Annotated in this window: 18 protein-coding genes and 1 tRNA gene; 12 read left to right on the top strand and 7 right to left on the bottom strand. The window is 66.3% G+C overall.

Annotated features, from left to right (window positions below; translation table 11 throughout):
* The first annotated feature begins 100 nt into the window (after positions 1-100).
* Both L8F96_RS06960 and L8F96_RS06955 read left to right on the top strand, forming a co-directional pair.
* The gene (locus L8F96_RS06960; RefSeq protein ID WP_334655653.1) at positions 101-1,309 is read left to right on the top strand and encodes an MFS transporter; all 1,209 of its coding nucleotides are present in this window, start codon (positions 101-103) and stop codon (positions 1,307-1,309) included.
* A 46-nt stretch (positions 1,310-1,355) separates the two neighbouring features.
* Positions 1,356-2,054, top strand: a complete 699-nt coding sequence (locus L8F96_RS06955) for a glutathione S-transferase N-terminal domain-containing protein (protein ID WP_334655652.1) — start codon at positions 1,356-1,358, stop codon at positions 2,052-2,054.
* Between the two features lie 98 nt (positions 2,055-2,152).
* Here L8F96_RS06955 and L8F96_RS06950 read toward each other — a convergent pair whose 3' ends face one another.
* Positions 2,153-2,938, bottom strand: coding sequence for an SDR family NAD(P)-dependent oxidoreductase (locus tag L8F96_RS06950; protein WP_136451158.1), 786 nt, complete (start codon positions 2,936-2,938; stop codon positions 2,153-2,155).
* A 67-nt stretch (positions 2,939-3,005) separates the two neighbouring features.
* Between L8F96_RS06950 and L8F96_RS06945 the strand changes: the two genes are divergently transcribed.
* Entirely contained in the window at positions 3,006-4,550 is a 1,545-nt protein-coding gene (locus L8F96_RS06945) for a class I adenylate-forming enzyme family protein (RefSeq protein WP_334655651.1), read from the top strand.
* Positions 4,547-5,332 carry a thioesterase family protein gene (locus L8F96_RS06940; protein WP_136451156.1) on the top strand — a complete coding sequence of 262 codons (786 nt, stop codon included), beginning with the start codon at positions 4,547-4,549 and terminating at the stop codon, positions 5,330-5,332. The genes L8F96_RS06945 and L8F96_RS06940 overlap by 4 nt, the downstream gene beginning before the upstream one ends.
* Before the next feature lie 49 nt (positions 5,333-5,381).
* On the opposite strand, the gene L8F96_RS06935 is transcribed toward L8F96_RS06940, so the two are convergent.
* Complete coding sequence (locus L8F96_RS06935) at positions 5,382-6,701, bottom strand: Nramp family divalent metal transporter (protein WP_046410484.1); 1,320 nt, start codon at positions 6,699-6,701, stop codon at positions 5,382-5,384.
* Positions 6,702-6,733: 32 nt separating this feature from the next.
* Positions 6,734-7,603 (bottom strand): S-methyl-5'-thioadenosine phosphorylase, encoded by an 870-nt coding sequence (gene mtnP / locus L8F96_RS06930; protein ID WP_334655650.1) that lies wholly within the window; start codon positions 7,601-7,603, stop codon positions 6,734-6,736.
* Between the two features lie 23 nt (positions 7,604-7,626).
* Here mtnP and L8F96_RS06925 point away from each other — a divergent pair, with 23 nt between their 5' ends.
* Positions 7,627-8,055, top strand: a complete 429-nt coding sequence (locus tag L8F96_RS06925; RefSeq protein ID WP_046410481.1) for a DUF2147 domain-containing protein — start codon at positions 7,627-7,629, stop codon at positions 8,053-8,055.
* 19 nt (positions 8,056-8,074) lie between these two features.
* Here the strand turns inward: L8F96_RS06925 and L8F96_RS06920 are convergent, their stop codons facing one another.
* Positions 8,075-8,710, bottom strand: a complete 636-nt coding sequence (locus L8F96_RS06920) for a DNA-3-methyladenine glycosylase family protein (protein WP_334655649.1) — start codon at positions 8,708-8,710, stop codon at positions 8,075-8,077.
* Between the two features lie 54 nt (positions 8,711-8,764).
* On the opposite strand from L8F96_RS06920, the gene L8F96_RS06915 reads away from it, so the two are divergent.
* Entirely contained in the window at positions 8,765-9,082 is a 318-nt protein-coding gene (locus L8F96_RS06915) for a 2Fe-2S iron-sulfur cluster-binding family protein (RefSeq protein WP_046410477.1), read from the top strand.
* A gap of 87 nt (positions 9,083-9,169) precedes the next feature.
* On the opposite strand, the gene rlmB is transcribed toward L8F96_RS06915, so the two are convergent.
* Both rlmB and L8F96_RS06905 read right to left on the bottom strand, forming a co-directional pair.
* On the bottom strand, positions 9,170-9,913 hold the full coding sequence (gene rlmB / locus L8F96_RS06910) for a 23S rRNA (guanosine(2251)-2'-O)-methyltransferase RlmB (protein ID WP_334655648.1): 744 nt from the start codon (positions 9,911-9,913) through the stop codon (positions 9,170-9,172).
* Positions 9,913-11,514 carry a M20/M25/M40 family metallo-hydrolase gene (locus L8F96_RS06905; protein ID WP_334655647.1) on the bottom strand — a complete coding sequence of 534 codons (1,602 nt, stop codon included), beginning with the start codon at positions 11,512-11,514 and terminating at the stop codon, positions 9,913-9,915. Before L8F96_RS06905 ends, rlmB begins: the two co-directional genes overlap by 1 nt.
* A gap of 136 nt (positions 11,515-11,650) precedes the next feature.
* Here L8F96_RS06905 and L8F96_RS06900 point away from each other — a divergent pair.
* From L8F96_RS06900 to L8F96_RS18590, 5 genes are all read left to right on the top strand, one after another.
* Positions 11,651-11,736 (top strand) — tRNA-Tyr (locus tag L8F96_RS06900).
* A 159-nt stretch (positions 11,737-11,895) separates the two neighbouring features.
* On the top strand, positions 11,896-13,146 hold the full coding sequence (locus tag L8F96_RS06895; protein WP_334655646.1) for a tyrosine-type recombinase/integrase: 1,251 nt from the start codon (positions 11,896-11,898) through the stop codon (positions 13,144-13,146).
* Between the two features lie 118 nt (positions 13,147-13,264).
* On the top strand, positions 13,265-14,029 hold the full coding sequence (locus tag L8F96_RS06890; protein ID WP_136451149.1) for a hypothetical protein: 765 nt from the start codon (positions 13,265-13,267) through the stop codon (positions 14,027-14,029).
* 202 nt (positions 14,030-14,231) lie between these two features.
* Entirely contained in the window at positions 14,232-14,735 is a 504-nt protein-coding gene (locus tag L8F96_RS06885) for a hypothetical protein (protein ID WP_301090184.1), read from the top strand.
* A 168-nt stretch (positions 14,736-14,903) separates the two neighbouring features.
* Positions 14,904-15,152, top strand: a complete 249-nt coding sequence (locus L8F96_RS18590) for a DUF6894 family protein (protein ID WP_417158950.1) — start codon at positions 14,904-14,906, stop codon at positions 15,150-15,152.
* On the opposite strand, the gene L8F96_RS06880 is transcribed toward L8F96_RS18590, so the two are convergent.
* Positions 15,149-16,360: a tyrosine-type recombinase/integrase gene (locus L8F96_RS06880; RefSeq protein WP_334655645.1), complete on the bottom strand. Its 1,212-nt coding sequence runs from the start codon at positions 16,358-16,360 to the stop codon at positions 15,149-15,151. The genes L8F96_RS18590 and L8F96_RS06880 overlap by 4 nt on opposite strands.
* 30 nt (positions 16,361-16,390) lie before the next feature.
* Here L8F96_RS06880 and L8F96_RS06875 point away from each other — a divergent pair, with 30 nt between their 5' ends.
* Positions 16,391-16,624 carry a hypothetical protein gene (locus L8F96_RS06875; RefSeq protein WP_136451146.1) on the top strand — a complete coding sequence of 78 codons (234 nt, stop codon included), beginning with the start codon at positions 16,391-16,393 and terminating at the stop codon, positions 16,622-16,624.
* Positions 16,625-16,972: the final 348 nt, after the last annotated feature.

The following is a 16,972-nucleotide window of genomic DNA, read 5'->3' as shown; positions in this document are numbered from 1 at the left end:
CTGAATATCGGGTATGGCGCATTCATGCCACGTTTACGATGACAAGCAAAGCGACAACTGTTACCTGTTCGTCTATGCGGTTTCGCCGGAAGGTGAGCTGATGCGATTCGATCATCCAGCCGTGCCCGTCGCGATCGCAGCGATGCTGATCGATTCCATCGGTTTCGGGATCGTGCTTCCCGTTCTGCCGGCGCTGATCGTAGAGCTCGGACGCGTCGATCTTGCCGATGCGACGCGGATCGGCGGCTATCTGCTGGCGATCTACGCCGTCACCCATTTCTTTGCCGGTCCGGTAATCGGCAGCCTTTCAGACAGATACGGCCGACGGCGCGTATTGCTGATCAGCCTGTGCTGCTTCGGGATCGACTATGCCTTCATGGCCTTTGCGCCGTCGCTCGGCTGGCTGTTTGCAGGCCGCGCCATCGCCGGAATCGCGGGTGCGACCTATGGCCCGGCCAATGCCGTCATCGCGGACGTCACGCCGCCCGAGCAGCGCGGGCGGATGTTCGGCCTGCTGGGCGCGGCGTTCGGTGGCGGGTTCATCCTGGGGCCGGCGATCGGCGGCTTGTTGGGTGACCTGGGACCGCGCGCGCCCTTTGTCGCCGCGGCGGCGCTGGCCTTCGCCAATGCGGCGCTGATCCTGGCGGTGATGCCGGAGACGCTGGTGCCGGAGAACCGCCGCCCCTTCGACTGGCGCCGTGCCAATCCGGTCGGCGCGTTTGTCCCGCTCTTTCACACCGGCGGTGCTGCGGCGCTGCTGATCGGCGCGTTGCTGTGGCAGATCGCGCATATGGTCTATCCCTCGACCTGGACCTTTTACGTCAGCATCGCGCTGGAGTGGGACAGCAAGGCGATCGGATGGTCGCTGGCCGCGTCAGGCCTGTCGATGATGCTGGCGCAGGTGTTTCTGATCGGGCCGACGATCAAGCGGTTCGGGGAGGATCGTACGGTGCTGATCGGGCTGACGGCGGGGGTGATAGTCTTTGCGCTCTACGCCTTTGCGCAGCAGGGGTGGCAGCTCTACGCGCTGATCGCGGCCGGGGCGGTGACCGGGCTGGTCGGACCGTCGATCAATGCGATCCTGTCGACCCGCGTCGACGCCGCGAACCAGGGTGCGTTGCAAGGCGGGCTGGCAAGCCTCTCCAGCGTCGCGGCCATCGTGGGCCCGCTGGCGATGACCCAAGCACTGGCCTTTGGTGCCGAGCGCGGCCATGCGGGCGGTGCGTTCCTGCTCGCCTCCTTGCTATGTGCCGTCACCTTTGCCGTGTTCCTGTTGGGCGTGGTGCGGCGTCGCGCGGTGCTTGCCTGATCGGCCCCAGCCCCCATCTGGCCCACGAACCACAAGGGAGAATTGCATGATCGATCTTCATTATTGGCCGACACCAAATGGGCACAAGATCACGCTTTTCCTGGAGGAAACCGGCCTTCCCTACCGGATCATTCCAGTGAACATCGGCACTGGCGAGCAGTTCAAGCCCGACTTCCTGAAGATCGCGCCCAATAACCGGATGCCGGCGATCGTCGATCATGAGCCTGCCGATGGCGGTGCGCCGATCTCCGTCTTCGAATCGGGCGCTATCCTGTTGTATCTGGCCGAAAAGACCGGGCGCTTCGGAGGGGACACCATGCGTGCGCGGGCCGAGGTGAACCAGTGGCTGATGTGGCAGATGGGCGGTCTGGGACCGATGCTGGGGCAGAACCACCATTTCCGCAATTACGCGCCCGAGAAGGTGCCCTACGCAATCAACCGATATCTGAATGAAACCAATCGCTTGTACGGCGTTCTTGATCGTCGCCTGGCAGATCGACCGTTCGTGGCGGGCGACGATTACACGATCGCCGATATGGCGAGCTATCCCTGGATCCTGCCCGAGGCGCAGGGGCAGGACCTGAGCGAATTTCCCAACATCGCGCGTTGGCACGCGGCGATCAAGGCGAGGCCGGCGACCGAGCGGGCCTATGCCAAGGGGAAGGAGATCCAGCCCGCGCCGGCGCCGATGTCCGACGAGGCGAAGAAGGTGTTGTTCGGCCAGACCGCGAATACGGGGCGCTGAGCCGGCCCGCCATCATACCCCGCTGGCCTGCTGGCGGGGTATCATGGCCTGTTACCGGAGATTATTGGCCGCGAACCGAGACATCGCGGCCAGCACCTTCAATTCTCCCGGCCGGGACGGCGGCTGCCGCCGGTATCGAGGTGGAAGCCGGCATCGACCCGCCAGGTTTCGCCGGTAATCGCGCGGCCGGCGGGGTCGAGCAGCATCTCGATCGGGCCGGCGATATCCTCCGCCTGCGGAGCCATCGCCATCGGGGTACGGCGCGCGACATTGGCGTCGAGCTTTGCTTTGCCCTCCACGCCGAGCGACTTTTCGAACCAGCCGGTGCCGACATAGCCGGGCGCGACGGCGTTGACGCGGATCGCCGGCGCCAGGACTCGGGCGAGGCTTTGCGTCATGGTGATCAGCGCGCCCTTGGAAGCGGCATAGGCGATCGAGGAGCCGACGCCGTGGATGCCGGCGATCGAGGCGATATTGACTACGGCGCTCATCGGCCCTTCGCGCATCGCGGGCGCAGCGGCGCGGACCATCTGGAAGGCGGCGATGGTGTTCAGCCGGTAAATGTCGATGAAATCGTCGGCGTCGAGGCCGTCGAGATCCTCATGCATGACATGTTTGGTACGGCCGGCATTGTTGACGAGGAAATCGAGCCGGCCGAAGGTGTCAGTGGCGGCGGCTACGAGCTTCCGACATTCGGCGTCGTCGGCGATGTCGGCCTGTACCGCGATCGAGCCGTTGCCGACCTCTGCCGCAAGCGCCTCCGCCTCGGCACGGCTGTGCGCATAGTTGATGACGCTGCGCACGCCGCGTGCCGCGAGCCGGCGAACCACCGCTGCCCCGATCCCGGTACCCCCGCCGGTGACGATTGCCACTCCGCCGTCCATTTGACTCTCCTTTAAATTCGAATGTCGCGTATGGCATTCGGCAGCGGCGCCCGCTAGCGCAGAAATCATGGAGAGAGTTGAAGACCTGCTCGCACGGGATTTCGGCACCTTGCCGGACCTGATCCGCCGCCACGCCGCCAACCAGCCCGACAAGCTGGCGATCGCCGATGGCGACGCGCGCATCACCTATGCCGAGCTGGACCGGGCGATGGACCGCGCCGCGGCGGCGCTTCAGCGCGACGGCACGGCGCAGGGACAGGCGGTGGCGATCGTCAGCTATCCGAGCGTCGCGCAGTCGATCGTGTTCCTGGCCGCGGTGCGCGCCGGTTCGATCGCAGCGCCGATCCAGCCATCCGCCACGCCCGAGCAGATCGCCGGCATGGTGGAGGACAGCGGCGCCAACCTCGTCTTCCTCGATCGCGCCAATGCCGATGCGCTGGCCGGGCAGACGATGTCGGCCCGGATCGTCATGCTGGAGGAACTGGACCAGTGGCTGGCGCCGGAGGGAAGCACGCCGACGCCGGTCGAGATCGCGCCGCTCGACGGGTTCAACATCATCTATTCGTCGGGGACGACCGGCATTCCCAAGGGGATCGTACAGAGCCACACGATGCGCTGGCAGCATCTGTCGCGCAACAGCACGGCCGGGTTCGACACCGCCGTCACGCTGCTGGCGACGCCGCTATATTCGAACACGACATTGGTCAGTTTCCTGCCGACGCTCGCCTGGGGCGGCACGGTGGTGCTGATGAAGAAGTTCGATGCGCGCCGCTATCTGGAGCTGGCGCAGCAATATCGCGCGACGCACACCATGCTGGTGCCGGTGCAATATCAGCGCATCATGGCCCTGCCCGATTTCGACAGCTTCGACCTCAGCGCCTTCCGCTTCAAGACCTGCACCTCCGCGCCGTTCAAGGCCGAGCTGAAGCGCGACATCCTGAACCGCTGGCCGGGCAAGCTGGTTGAGTATTACGGCATGACCGAGGGCGGCGCGTCGTTCATCCTGGTGGCGGACGAGAACCCCGACAAGCTGCACACCGTCGGAAAGCTGTCGCCCGGGCACGAGGCGTTGCTGCTGGACGAGGACGGCAAGGAAGTGGCGCCCGGCGAGATGGGCGAGATCGTCGGGCGCTCGCCCGCGATGATGAACGGTTATCACAAGCGCGAGGGCGCGACGCGCGACGCGGAATATCATGACGCCGAGGGTAGGCGCTGGATCCGCCACGGCGACGTCGGGCGGATCGACGAGGACGGCTTCCTGATCCTGATGGACCGCAAGAAGGACATGATCATTTCGGGCGGGTTCAACATCTATCCGTCCGATCTGGAGGCGGTGCTGGCGCAGCATCCGGCGGTGGCCGATTGCACCGTCGTCGGCGTGCCGAGCGAGGAATGGGGCGAGACGCCGGTCGGCTTCTACGTCCCCCGCCCCGGCGCTGCGGCGAGCGCGGAGGAGGTCCGTGCGGCGGTCAACGAGAAGCTGGGCAAGACCCAGCGACTGTCGAAACTGTATGTCACCGACGAGCTGCCGCGCAGCGCGATCGGCAAGGTATTGAAGCGCGAGCTGCGCGATCGGCTCGCCCAGGGTGAATTCGAAGGGGTGAATGCATGACGAGCCTGAAGCAGATCCTGGACGGCCTGACCCCGCTGGGCGATGGCCCCGGCTGGCGCGGCGAGATCCCCGACGGGTGGCTGCAGGGGCGGACCGGCTATGGCGGGCTGTCGGCGGCGATCGCGCTTCACTGCGCGATGCAGTCCGACACCGACCTGCCCCCGCTGCGGTCGGCGCAGGTGAGCTTCATCGGGCCGCTGGCCGGGCCGATCCTGGTGACGGCACACCGGCTGCGGCGTGGCAAGAATGCGGCGTTCATCCAGGCCGATATCGAGAGCGAGGCGGGGCTTGGCCTGCGTTGCACCTTCGTCTTCATGCGCGCGATCGAAAGCGAGCTGGATTATGCGGTGACGACGGTGCCCGATTTCGCGAAGCCAGGGCCGGAGGAAACGACCTTCAAGGGGCACCCGGCGGTCGCCTTCACGCAGAATTTCGAGTTCCTCGACCGCCGCGATGGGCCGAACCTGCTGCCCGCCGAATGGCTGCGCTGGACGCGGCTCAACGAGCGCGAGGGGCTGGACCCGATGGTGGAATTGCTGGCGGTGGGTGACTGCCTGCCGCCGGCGGCGCTGCGACTGATCGGGCGCAACGTGCCGATGAGCTCACTGACGTGGATCCTGAACGTGCTGGGGCCGCAGCCCACGACCGAGGACGGCTGGTGGCTGCTCCGCTCCAACGCGGATTATGCGCGCGCGGGCAGTTCGTCGCAGCAGATGGGCATCTGGAACAGCCGGGGCGAGATGGTCGCCGAGCAGATGCAGTCGGTGGCCGTGTTCGCCTGATTGCACATTGCCGGGCGCCGCGCGATGGCGCAGGCGCCCGGCAGGCACCCTAGCCCTGGCCGGTCATCATGCCCCAGAGCATCCAGCCGTTGAGCAGCACGATCACGGCGGCGATCCCCCAGGCAAGCGCGATCAGCCAGCGCGGGGCGGCCATCGACCCCATCAGGCGCCGGCTGCCGGTGAAGGCAACGAGCGGCAGGACCGCGAAGGGCAATTGCAGGCTGAGCACGACCTGACTGAGCACCAGCAATTGCGTTGCGCCGGAATCGCCGGCGATCAGCACGCCCGCCACCGCCGGGATGATGGCGAGGCCGCGGGTGATCAGCCGCCGCAGCCACATCGGCAGGCGCAGTTCGAGGAACCCCTCCATCACGATCTGCCCGGCGAGCGTGCCGGTGACGGTGGAATTCTGCCCGCTGGCGAGCAAGGCGATGGCGAACACCGCGCTCGCCGCGCCGACGCCGAGCATCGGGGCGAGCAATTGATGCGCCTCCTCGATCTCGGCCACTTCGGTACGGCCGGCGACGTGGAAGGTGGCGGCGGCGAGCACCAGGATTGCGGCGTTGATGAAGAAGGCGAGGCCGAGGCTGACGGTGGAATCGATCGTCGCCATCTTCAGCGCGTCGCGCTTTTCAGCGACCCCCTTCCCCACCGCGCGGGTCTGCACGATCGCAGAATGGAGGTAGAGGTTGTGCGGCATCACCGTGGCGCCGAGGATGCCGATCGCGATGTAGAGCATCAGCGGGTTGCTGATGATCTCGGTCGTCGGAATGAGGCCGGCGGCAGCGGCCGCCCAGTCCGGCCCGGCCCAGGCCAGCTCGAAGGCGAAGCAACCGGCGATGACGATCAGCAAGGCGGCGACGAACGCCTCCAGCCGGCGGAAGCCGTAGCGTTGCAGCGCGAGGATCAGGAACACGTCGACCGCGGTGACGCAGACGCCGGCCACCAGGGGTAGCCCGAACAACAGCTTCAGCGCGATGGCGGTGCCGAGCACCTCCGCCAGATCGCAGGCGATGATGGCTATTTCGCACAGCACCCACAGGACGAAGCTGACGGGCCGCGAATATTGCCGGCGACATGCCTGGGCGAGATCCATCCCCGCCCCGATGCCGAGCCGGGCCGACAATGCCTGAAGCACGATCGCCATGAGGTTCGACAAGAGGATGACGCTGAGCAAGGTGTAGCCGAAGGCCGAGCCGCCTGCGATGTCGGTCGCCCAATTGCCCGGATCCATATAGCCGACGGCGACCAGCCAGCCGGGGCCGACGAACGCGAACAGGCGGCGCCAGAAGCCGGCGCCTTCGGGAACACGGATGGAGGCATAAACCTCCGGAAGCGATCGCAACGGTTCAGTGGCGGCTGGCTTCATCGAAGCTGCCATGCGGGACGTGGAGGAGCGATTCAACCGTTTAGTCGGGCGAGTATGGCGGAATTCTGTGCGGCGAGTGCGGGATCGCAGCGGTCCGGCGCGGTGAGGATCGCGCCGTTCAGCGCCGTGTCGATTGGCGACGGGGTACGCTGCGCCGGCAGCGCGGCGACGAGGGCGCGGATCATCGACCGGGCGATGACGCCGTTCGCCGCCATCTGCGCGACGATCTCGCTCACCTCCACTGGCTGCTCATTCTCGCGCCAGCAATCGTAATCGGTGACCATGCCGACCAGCGCGTAGGGCAGCTCCGCCTCGCGTGCGAGCCGCGCCTCGGGCATGGCGGTCATGCCGATGACGTCGCAGCCCCATTGGCGATACATCTCGCTTTCGGCGCGGGTGGAGAATTGCGGGCCCTCCATCGCGAGATAGGTCGCGCCCTCGGTCACCTTGCCGCCCGCCGCCTGGACCGCGGCGCCGGCGAAGGCGGACAGCCGCTCGCACACCGGATCGGCGAGCGAAACGTGCGCCACCATGCCGGTGCCGAAGAAGCTCGCGGGACGGCCGACAGTGCGGTCGATGAACTGGTCGACGACGACGAAGCGGCCGGGCGCCAGCTCCTCGCGCAAGGAGCCCACCGACGAGACGCCGATCAGGTCGGTGCAGCCGGCGCGCTTCAGTGCATCGATGTTGGCGCGGACCGGGATGTCGCCGGGCGCGATGCGATGGCCGCGGCCGTGGCGGGGCAGGAAGCGCAGGCCGACGGGGCCGATGCGGCCGAACAATATGTCGTCCGAGGTCGCGCCCCAGGGGGAGGAGACGGGGCGCCACTCAGCGTCCTCAAGCGCCTCGATCGCGTAGAGGCCGGAGCCGCCGATGATGCCGATCGTCCATTGCGTGTTCATCGCCGTCCCCTGATAAGGCGATCATGAGGATCGCCCGTCTCGCCGCGCCTGGCGCGCTCTCGCTCGCTGCGCTTACCCTTGCCGGGCCGGCGCAGGCCGCACAACCGATTGCGGGCAAATGGCTGACCCAGGATGGCAGCGCGATCGTCCAGATCGGCCAGTGCGGCGGATCAACATGTGGGCGAATCGCCAAGGTGATCAAGGCGAAGGCCGGCGCGCCTGCCACCGATGTGAACAATCCCGATGCCGCGCTGCGCAGTCGCCCGATCGTCGGGATGCCGATCCTGAGCGAATTCAGCGATGCCGGCGACGAGTGGCGCGGCCGGATCTATGACCCGCGCAACGGCAAGAGCTACAAGTCGATCGTCACCCGCGCCAAGGACGGGTCGCTGAAGGTGAAGGGGTGCATTTCCTTCATCTGCCAGACGCAGACGTGGAAGCCGGCATCCTGATCCGGAACTGAGCGATCGGTCAGACCGGCGCTGCGTCGGCATCGGCGCCGGCGCCATAATGATGCCAGGCGAAGATCGCCGCCGCGCCGCGATACGGGCGCCATGCCTCCGCCAGTTCGCGGGTCAATTTCTCGCTGGGCCGCGTCTCATGTCCCAGAATGCGACCGACCTCGATCTGTACCGCGAGATCGCCGGCGGGCCAGATGTCGGGGCGGCCCTCGGCGAACAGCAGGTAGATTTCGGCTGACCAGCGGCCGATCCCCTTCACGCGAGTGAGCTGCGCGATCGCTTCCTCGTCATCGGGCGGCAGGCGATCGAAATCGAGCCGCCCGCTGGTCACTTCCTCGGCGAGGCTGCGCAGATAGCCCGATTTCTGCCGCGACATGCCGGCGGCGCGCAATTCCTCGTCGCTAGCGGCCGCGAGGCGGGAGAGATCGACGGGATCGCCGATCACCTCGGTCAGCTTGCGCCACATCGCGTCGGCGGCCTTCACGCTGACCTGCTGGCCGACGATCGTGCGCATCAGCGTGACATGGCCGCGATCACGGATGCGGGTGAGCGGATAGCCGACGCGGGCGAGCGCGGTGGCGAAGCGCGGCTCGATCGCGGCGAGCGCATCGACGCCGTCGCGCAGCGCGCGCTCGCTCAGCCCCATTGCGGGCGGCCCGCAAGATCGGCAAGGGAGCGATAAACTTTCGGGGAGAGCAGCATGCCCAAGCTTATCGTCACTCTGCGTGACGGGGAAGAACGTGAGATCGACGGTTCCGCCGGCCTGTCGGTGATGGAAGTCATTCGTGACGGCGGCATTGACGAGATCCTGGCGCTGTGCGGCGGGTGCTGCAGCTGCGCGACCTGCCACATCCATGTCGACCCGGAATTTGCCGCGAAACTGCCGCCGATCAGCGAGGACGAGAACGACCTGCTCGATTCCTCCAGCACGCGCGACGAATATTCGCGGCTGTCGTGCCAGCTGCCGTTCGGCCCCGATCTCGACGGGCTGAAGGTTCGCATCGCCGAGGAAGACTGACCGCCTGCCCCATAAGGGGCGCGGTGATCCGGTGAACAGGAAAAGGGGGCGGGCGCCATCGGCACCCGCCCCCTTTTACCGTTCGGTTCAGCGCGCGGCGGCGGCGTAGAGCGCGATCGCGGCGGCGTTGGAGACGTTGAGGCTTTCGACCTTGGGGCTGATCGGCAGCTTTGCCAGCTGGTCGCAATGCGCCTCGGTATTCTGGCGCATCCCCTCCCCTTCGGCGCCGAGCACGATGGCGACCTTCGCCTCGCCCATCACCTGGGCCAGCGTCTGATCGGCGTGGCCGGTGAGGCCGATGCGCCAGAAGCCGGCCTCGGCAATCTCGTCCAGCGCACGGGCAAGGTTGACCACGCGCACCCAGGGCACCGTTTCCAGTGCACCGGAGGCCGCACGGGCCAGCGCACCCGATTCGGGCGGGGCGTGACGATCCTGCGTGACGATGCCGAGCGCGTCGAACGCCGCAGCGGAGCGGAGCACCGCGCCGACATTGTGCGGGTCGGTGACCTGATCGAGCACGACCAGCGGGCGGCGATCGTCGCGTCCCTCCATCAGCAGATCACCGAGCCAGATCTCGTCCAGCGGATCGACCTCCGCCACCAGCCCCTGATGCGGCGCATCGGACGGGACCATGCGGCCGAGATCGGCGACATCGGCATAGACGACCGGCAGGTCGGACGGCAGATCGAGCGGCGCAAGCGCCTCTCGCGTGCCCCACAATTTGCGCACGGTACGATTGGGATTGGCGAGCGCAGCCGTCACGGCGTGGCGGCCCCAGAAACGGGGCCGGCCGGCCGGTGCCTGGCTGGGACGATGTCCGCGGCGTGCCATCAATTATGCTCCTCGGGGTCAGGATAAGCGAAGGGATCGGTAACCGCCGGACGCGTCGGCATCGGCGGGCGCGGCAATGCCTTGTCGGCATTGGCGGCATTGAGCAGGAAGGCGGCAAGGATCGTCGAACCCTGGCGCAGATCCTCCTCCTTCAGGTGATCGAAGGTGTCGGCGGAGGAATGGTGCGCGCGGCTGTTATAGTCGAGCGGATCCTGGATGAACTGGAAGCCCGGCGCGCCGACGGATTGCATGAAGACATGGTCGGTGCCGCCGGTACGACCGATCGCGACGGTGGTCATGCCCAGCCCGTTGAACGGCGCCATCCAGCCACGGAAGATCTCCGCCGCGGCGGGATTGTTCTCGGCATAGATGCCGCGGAACCGGCCCGAGCCATTGTCGACGTTGAAATAGGCCGCGAGGTCGTTGAAGCCGGGGCGCGGGTTGATCGGCCAGCGCTTGCTCCATTCATAATAGCGCCGCTCCCCGACCAGCGGCGGATCATTGGGGCCGCCGCGCGTCGCGAGGTTCTTTTCCACCCAGGCGAGGCTGCCGAGCAATGCCTGTTCCTCGCCGTTCCACAGCGCAAAGCGGATCGTGCGCTTCGGCCGCACGCCAAGCCGCGAGAGGATGCGCGCCGCCTCCATGATGACCGCGGTGCCGGCCGCATTGTCGCTGGCGCCATCGCCCGCGACCCAGCTGTCGAAATGCGCGCCGGCCATCACATAGCCGGCCTTCGGATCGGTGCCGGGGATTTCGGCGAAGATGTTGTACGCCTGCGGATCGCTGTCGTCGTAGCGCACGTCGCTGGTGATCTCGAGCGTCGGCGCCGCGCCGGTCTTCGCCAGGCGTGCAAGGCGGCGGTAATCCTCCGCCGCAATCTCGACGCCGGGCAGCGACGGAGATTTGCCCGCCTCGAACATATAGCCTTCGCCGTGCACCAGCTTTCCGTCCCGATAGGAGATGGTGGCATAGGCGAGCGCGCCCTCCGCCTTCAGGAAGGCGTCGCGCTGCTTCTCGAAATCAGCCTCGCGCAGCTCCTTTGCGTCGGCCGCAGGATCGTGGCGCGGAAATCTATACTCGCCAAGCTTGCCCAGTTCCTCGTCAGTGTAGCGCCGGAACGGCGCGCGCGTGCTTTCCGAGCCCGTGCCCGGCGACGACACGAGTACGATCTTGCCCGCCAGCTGGCCGCGATAACGCGCGAAATCGCGCGCGCTATTCATCGGCGCGACGATGATCGGGGCGCTGAGCGTGCCCTGCGTGGGCGGCGTCCAGGCGATCGGGATAGCCGTAAGCTGGATCGGGCGCGGCGTGACCATGCGCACGCTGGAGCGATCGATCGACCAGCCACGGCCGAAATCGACCCCTTCCTTGCGGACGTTCTTCAGCCCCCATTCGGCGAACTTCGCCTGGGTCCATGCCTCCGCCTGGCGCATCTGCGGCGAATTGGTGAGCCGCGGGCCGATGACGTCGGTGAGGTGCTGCGCCGTCGTCATCACCTGCGAATGGGCCAGCCCCTCGTCCATGATTCGCGCAGTGTCGTTGCGGTCCTGCGCGTGGGCGGGTGCTGCAACCGCGATCGCGGCCAGAAGCAGATGGCGCATAGGTGGTAAATCTCCTGCCCGGATGGCGTGCCGTAGCTATGCGTCGAAAAGAAAGCGCGCAACCATGATGACAGTGCGTTGACAGGACGGCCGGGCTTCGGCATTGGGCGCCCTCGCTTCGACGAAGCAGCCCTGTGGAAGGGTGGCCGAGTGGTTAAAGGCAGCAGACTGTAAATCTGCCCACGCAAGTGTACACTGGTTCGAATCCAGTCCCTTCCACCAACCTCCAAATTCAGGTTGTCTTTGAACGTCTCGGGACGGGGCAAAAAGCCCTGCTTCCAGAGTTGTTTGGCGTCTCCGACCGTCCCACAGTGTCGCTCATCAGCGAAACTTGTTTGGGGGCATCGTGGGGGGCTTGGTTTTCACCGGTGGGGGCACCGGATGCTGACGGACAAAGCGTGCCGTCAGGCGAAGGGCGCAGAGAAGCCCTACAAGCTCAGCGATGCAAGGGGGCTCTACCTCTACGTTACGTCGACCGGGTTCCGGAGCTGGCGTTGGAAGTACCGCTTCGCCGGCAAGGAGAAGCGGCTGACCTTTGGCCCCTACCCCGACGTGACCCTAGCCGAAGCTCGGGAGCTACGGGACGATGCCGCCCGGGAGCTGCGCTCTGGCCGCGACCCCTCGATGGAAAAGCGGAAACGTTCGGCGGCGGAAGTCGCGCGGGTGGGTGCGACCTTCAAGACTGTCGCGGAGGATTGGATCGAAAGCCAGGCGTCCAGCTGGACGCCGCGGTATCTCGCGCTGATCAAGCGCAGCATGGAACAGGATGTCTATCCAAAGCTCGGCGGCTTGCCGATCGACGCCATCACGACACCGCTGATAATCCAGATGCTCAGACCCATCGAGAAGCGGGGGGCGGTGGAAACGGCGCACCGGGTGAGACAGCGTGTCTCCGAGGTGTTCGGCCGGGCGATCGGCAGCGGCATAGCAACCAGCGACCCGGCAGCAGCAGCCAGTCGCGCTTTGGCGCGAGTGAAGAAGGGGAAGTTCCCGGCCGTGCGCACCGTGGAGGCTGCCCGAAAGGTGCTGCGCAAGGTCGAGGGTCAACCAGGCCAACCGCTGACGAAGCTTGCCTCTCGTTTGCTGGCGCTGACGGCTGTTCGGGCGGGCGTGCTGCGCCTGGCGGAGCCGGAGGAATTCGAGGATCTGGATGGCGATGCCCCCATGTGGCGCATCCCCGCCCACAAGATGAAGCTCGTGCTCGAGCGGAAAGAGGACACCGCCTACGAGTTTGTGGTGCCCCTCGCCCGCCAATCAGTGGAGGTGGTGCAGGCGGCGATGGCCTTCTCCGGTGGGCCGCTGATCTTCCGCGGGGTCCGCAGCTTCAAACAGCCGATCAGCGACAGCACCTTGAGCAAGGCGTATCGGGACGCAGGTTTTGCGGGCGTTCACGTGCCCCATGGCTGGCGATCGACTTTCTCGACCGTGATGAACGAACTGGCTGCGGTCGAAAGCCGAGTGGGCGATCGAGAGATCATCGATCTCATGCTGGCTCACATTCCGAAGGGAGTGGAAGCGGTGTACAACCGCGCAGCCTACATGCCGCGCCGCCGCGAGCTCGCGCAGGAGTGGGCGGACATTCTGACCGCCGATCTGGTGCCCCCACAGGCGCTGCTCACCGGACCGCGCTAGGCACAGCCGGGAGGCTGGCAGCATGAGCGGCGTCCCAATCGGACGCCTCGCCGCCAGCCTTGCTGAGCGGGCTAACCCTGACCGCCGTGGAGCCGACAGCCGCGTCCGCCGCAACTCCTTGGACGAGAACGACGCGGCCGCGCAGCCTTGGGAACATAACCGCTTCAGCACCCCGACACTGAGGTACGCCACGACAGACTCGCTCGTAGAGGTTGGAAGGGACCTGCAGCGCGAAGCGCGCGTCAAGTACCCACGCCCCGTCGTGCGCGATCTCCGGGACAAGCAGGCTGCGTTACGCGCAGAGCTAGCCGATTACGCGTCTCGACCACCCGGAACTGTGCCCGTCGGTGCACCGGCGACAGCCCTAATCGAGTTGGAGCGTGTCGAAACGGCGCTGGCGGAGTATGAAGCGGCCCCAACACGCACCGACGTCGACGTGCTCGAAGCGCTGCTGCGCATGCTGAAGCGCACGGGCGAGTGGATCGCCAGCTGGGATGAGATCGCTGCTGAAGCTGGGTGCGAACGCAAAGCGGTCGGTCGGGCTCTGGACAAGTGGGAACCTCTCGGCTTCCTTGCGCGGATCCGCCGCAGCCGGGTGCAGCCGGACGGTGATGGCGCTTTCAGCGCTCAGCGGAAACAGATCGCCAACGCCTTCAAGTTGACGATCGGCAGCCTCTTCGGGCGGTTGAAGCATGCCTTCCTGCAGCGCAGGGAGCGGCGGCTTAAGCGGATGACCAAAGCCCGCCTGCAGACCCACATCAGCCACGACGAGGCGCCCTTGATGCCGGGCGTTGCCGAACTCCGAGAGGCCGTCGCCAGCCTCGGCGCTTCAGTCGCACGTGTGAGTCCCTTGGTGGGTCAGTCTGATGCAGGAAAGGTTTAAGATGAAAAGGAGACGCTTCGCGTCGCGCTAATTTGATACTCCCCCAGGCTGAAATGAACCGCCCTCTCCTTCCGATAGCCAAGAACCGGCTGTCGGAGCGTGGCGGCTTGCGCCGCCCCGGGGTATGCGAGGGGGAGGAGCACGAACCGTGCCATGATGCGGCGATGCCGCGTTCGCGGACGGGCTGCATGGGGAGAACACAATGGATCCGGCGCTCACCTTTCTCCAGCGATTGGAGGTGTTGCGCTCGCAGGTCCGGAACGACCCTCCGCGAAGCGGCCGAAACTTTACCGACCGCATTGCTCGAGCCGTGGCAGAGCATATGTCACTGCCTCCCGAGCTGGCCGCCTCCGACTTGCCTTGGCAGACACCGCCTACCGATCCCGAGCTGTTGATCGCGTGCCACCTCGCAGTGGTGCTCGCGTGGGATCTCGCCGAATCGACGATCTGGAGAGAGCGCTACGACCTGCTGCGCGAATATGAGAGCAGGTACCCCACCGCCGAGGCGTTGGAATCGGATCCTGACGCTCTCGTTGCCGGCCGCGCGACGCTCCAGTTTATCGACGGCCTGATTGAACGCATCCGCTCGCGCGCTCCGATTGGCGTGCCTCCCGCGTCGGGCTATCCCAGCAGCGCGCCGGCGCCGGTAGCAACTTCCGATTTCAGCGCGTCCGATAAGGAGGCGGATCCACCCCGAACTTTTTAGTCTGGAACTGGTCGCATCGCGCACGGTCCCACGGCGCGGTGTCCGACCGCCCTCTGCGCCCACTTTTGCCCCAATCGCTGATCAGGGGCCGGCCATCTGTCTCGATTAAAACTGTCATAACACAGGTAAGCTTACGGCACCGATCGCAAGCCACTAGGTTCAGCCAGCATGCGCTACTTCTTCCACATCGTTCATAGATCCCGTGACCAAGACGTAGAGGGCATTGAACTCTCCGGGCCCCCCAGCGCCCGAAGACACGCGATCACCTACCTGGCGGATACGATCCGGAGTGAGCCATCACTGCTCGATGATCATGATTTACGTGTGGAAGTCACAGATGAGCGCGGACTGTTGCTGTTTTCCGTCGTTTCCTTGATCCTTGAACCAACCGGGCCCAACAAGCTCAAGCCGCACTAGCCCCGCGGGTTGAGGATCACGCCCCAAGCGTCGAAGATCCGCCGGCGGCGATCGAGCTGCTGCGACCGGTTGTACGCGCCCTCAACCTTGGCCGCGGATCCGTCCTCGCTCTTCAGCGTGTGGCCGAGCGCCTGGTCGATCGCGCCGCGCTCATGCGGCATCGTCTCGTTCATGATCGTGGAGAAGGTTGCGCGCCAGCCGTGCGGCACATGGCGGCCGGCGAACGACGTGCGGGCGTAGAGGGCGCCGATCGCCGCCTCCCCGAGTGGACCAGCTTGGCCGGTGCCGCGGAAGACTAGTCCACCCGGCGCTGCATCGAAGCGCTGCAGCGCCCGGGCCTGACGCAACACCGCCACTCCCGCGGGCGACAGCGGCACGACGTGATCATGCGCGGCATCCGCCTTCTTGGCCGCTGCCAACTTCATCCGCGCGGCCGGCACGCGCCAGATCGGGGCGGCGCCGTCGAGATCTTCGATCTCGACCCACTGCGCGCCGCGCACGGCTGCCCACCGCATCGCAGTGAGCGCCAGGAACGTCGACGCCAGCTTCGCGCCGCGTGAGGCATCCAACCGGGCAACCTCGGCGAGCAGCTGGCGCGCATCGGCGATCGTCATCAACGCCGCGTGGTGGCGCACGGCGGCAGGCTTCTTCAGCCCGCGGCCCACCTTCTCGGCCGGGTCGGCCGAGCACCAGCCTTCGCCGATCGCCAGTTCGAACACGGCGGAGATCCGCTGCCGCAGGCGGCGTGCGGTTTCCCGCGCGCCGCGGCGCTCGACCGCGCGCAGCAGCTCGAGCACGTCGGCCGGCGCGATCGCGTCTAGCGGCTCGGCGCCGATCGCCGGGAAGACGTCGCGCTCGAGGCTGACCAGGACGTCGGCAGCGTGAACAGCCGTCCAGCCTTCCGCTTGGACAGCGTGCCATGCACGCGCGGCAGCTTCGAACGTCTCGACCCGCGACGATTGCGCGCGAGGATCCTCGCCGCGTGCCAGCTGCGCGCGGGCAGCGTCCGCCCGGGCCCGGGCGGCGACCAGGTCAACCTCGGGATAGCTGCCGAGCGTCAGCAGCTGCTCCTTTCCGCCATAGCGGAAACGCCAGCGGAAGCTCTTCAGGCCGGTTGGGGCGACGTAGAGGTGCACCCCGGCGCCGTCGCCGAGCTTATAGGCGGCCGCGCGCGGCCGTGCGGCTTTCACCGCGGCGTTCGTCAGCATAGAACCTCATGAAATATGGGGAGTTAGCGAGTGATCAGAGTCGTGGTGATTGCGGAGACCGATGGGTCCGACACGAAGATCGGCGAGTTCGAGTACGAACACCTCCCGCGCGCGGGAGAGGACGTCTGGACGCCTGCACCGGGCACCGAACACGGGAACCGGATCTTCACTGTCGGCGGCGTGACGCATATCCCCGTGAACGTCGACACCGCTTGGGGTGCCGGCCCCCTCACGATCCTGCATGATTGCTTGGAGATCGGCTGACCGATCGCCGGGAGCGACCAAGTGATCTAGAGCAATACGCTCTTTCGGGGATGCGCCAGCATCACTACATCTAAGTGATGTTCGAGTCGCTTCGCGTGTTAGAAAGTGCGGCTGCGTTCCTGCTTGGAGGTGCTGCCGGTTTTGGATTTCTCGTCGCGCTAGCCGCGGTGACCAGGGCGCGTTTCAAACATCCGTGGTAAGCGGCGTAATTCGGGTCCGCTTCAAGATTGATGACGCGGCGGAGCAAACCTCCGCCACGGCGACGCAAATCTGCGGGCTTCGGAACGTCCGATACCCGCTGATGCGTAGTGAGCTGCCCCCTTCTGAGTGGTCCATCGACTATGACAG

This window comes from Sphingomonas panaciterrae (genome assembly GCF_036890205.1).
In the GTDB taxonomy this organism is placed as follows: domain Bacteria; phylum Pseudomonadota; class Alphaproteobacteria; order Sphingomonadales; family Sphingomonadaceae; genus Sphingomonas; species Sphingomonas panaciterrae.
The sequence above is the reverse complement of the archived record's forward strand: the minus strand, read 5'-3'. Positions and strand labels throughout refer to the sequence as shown.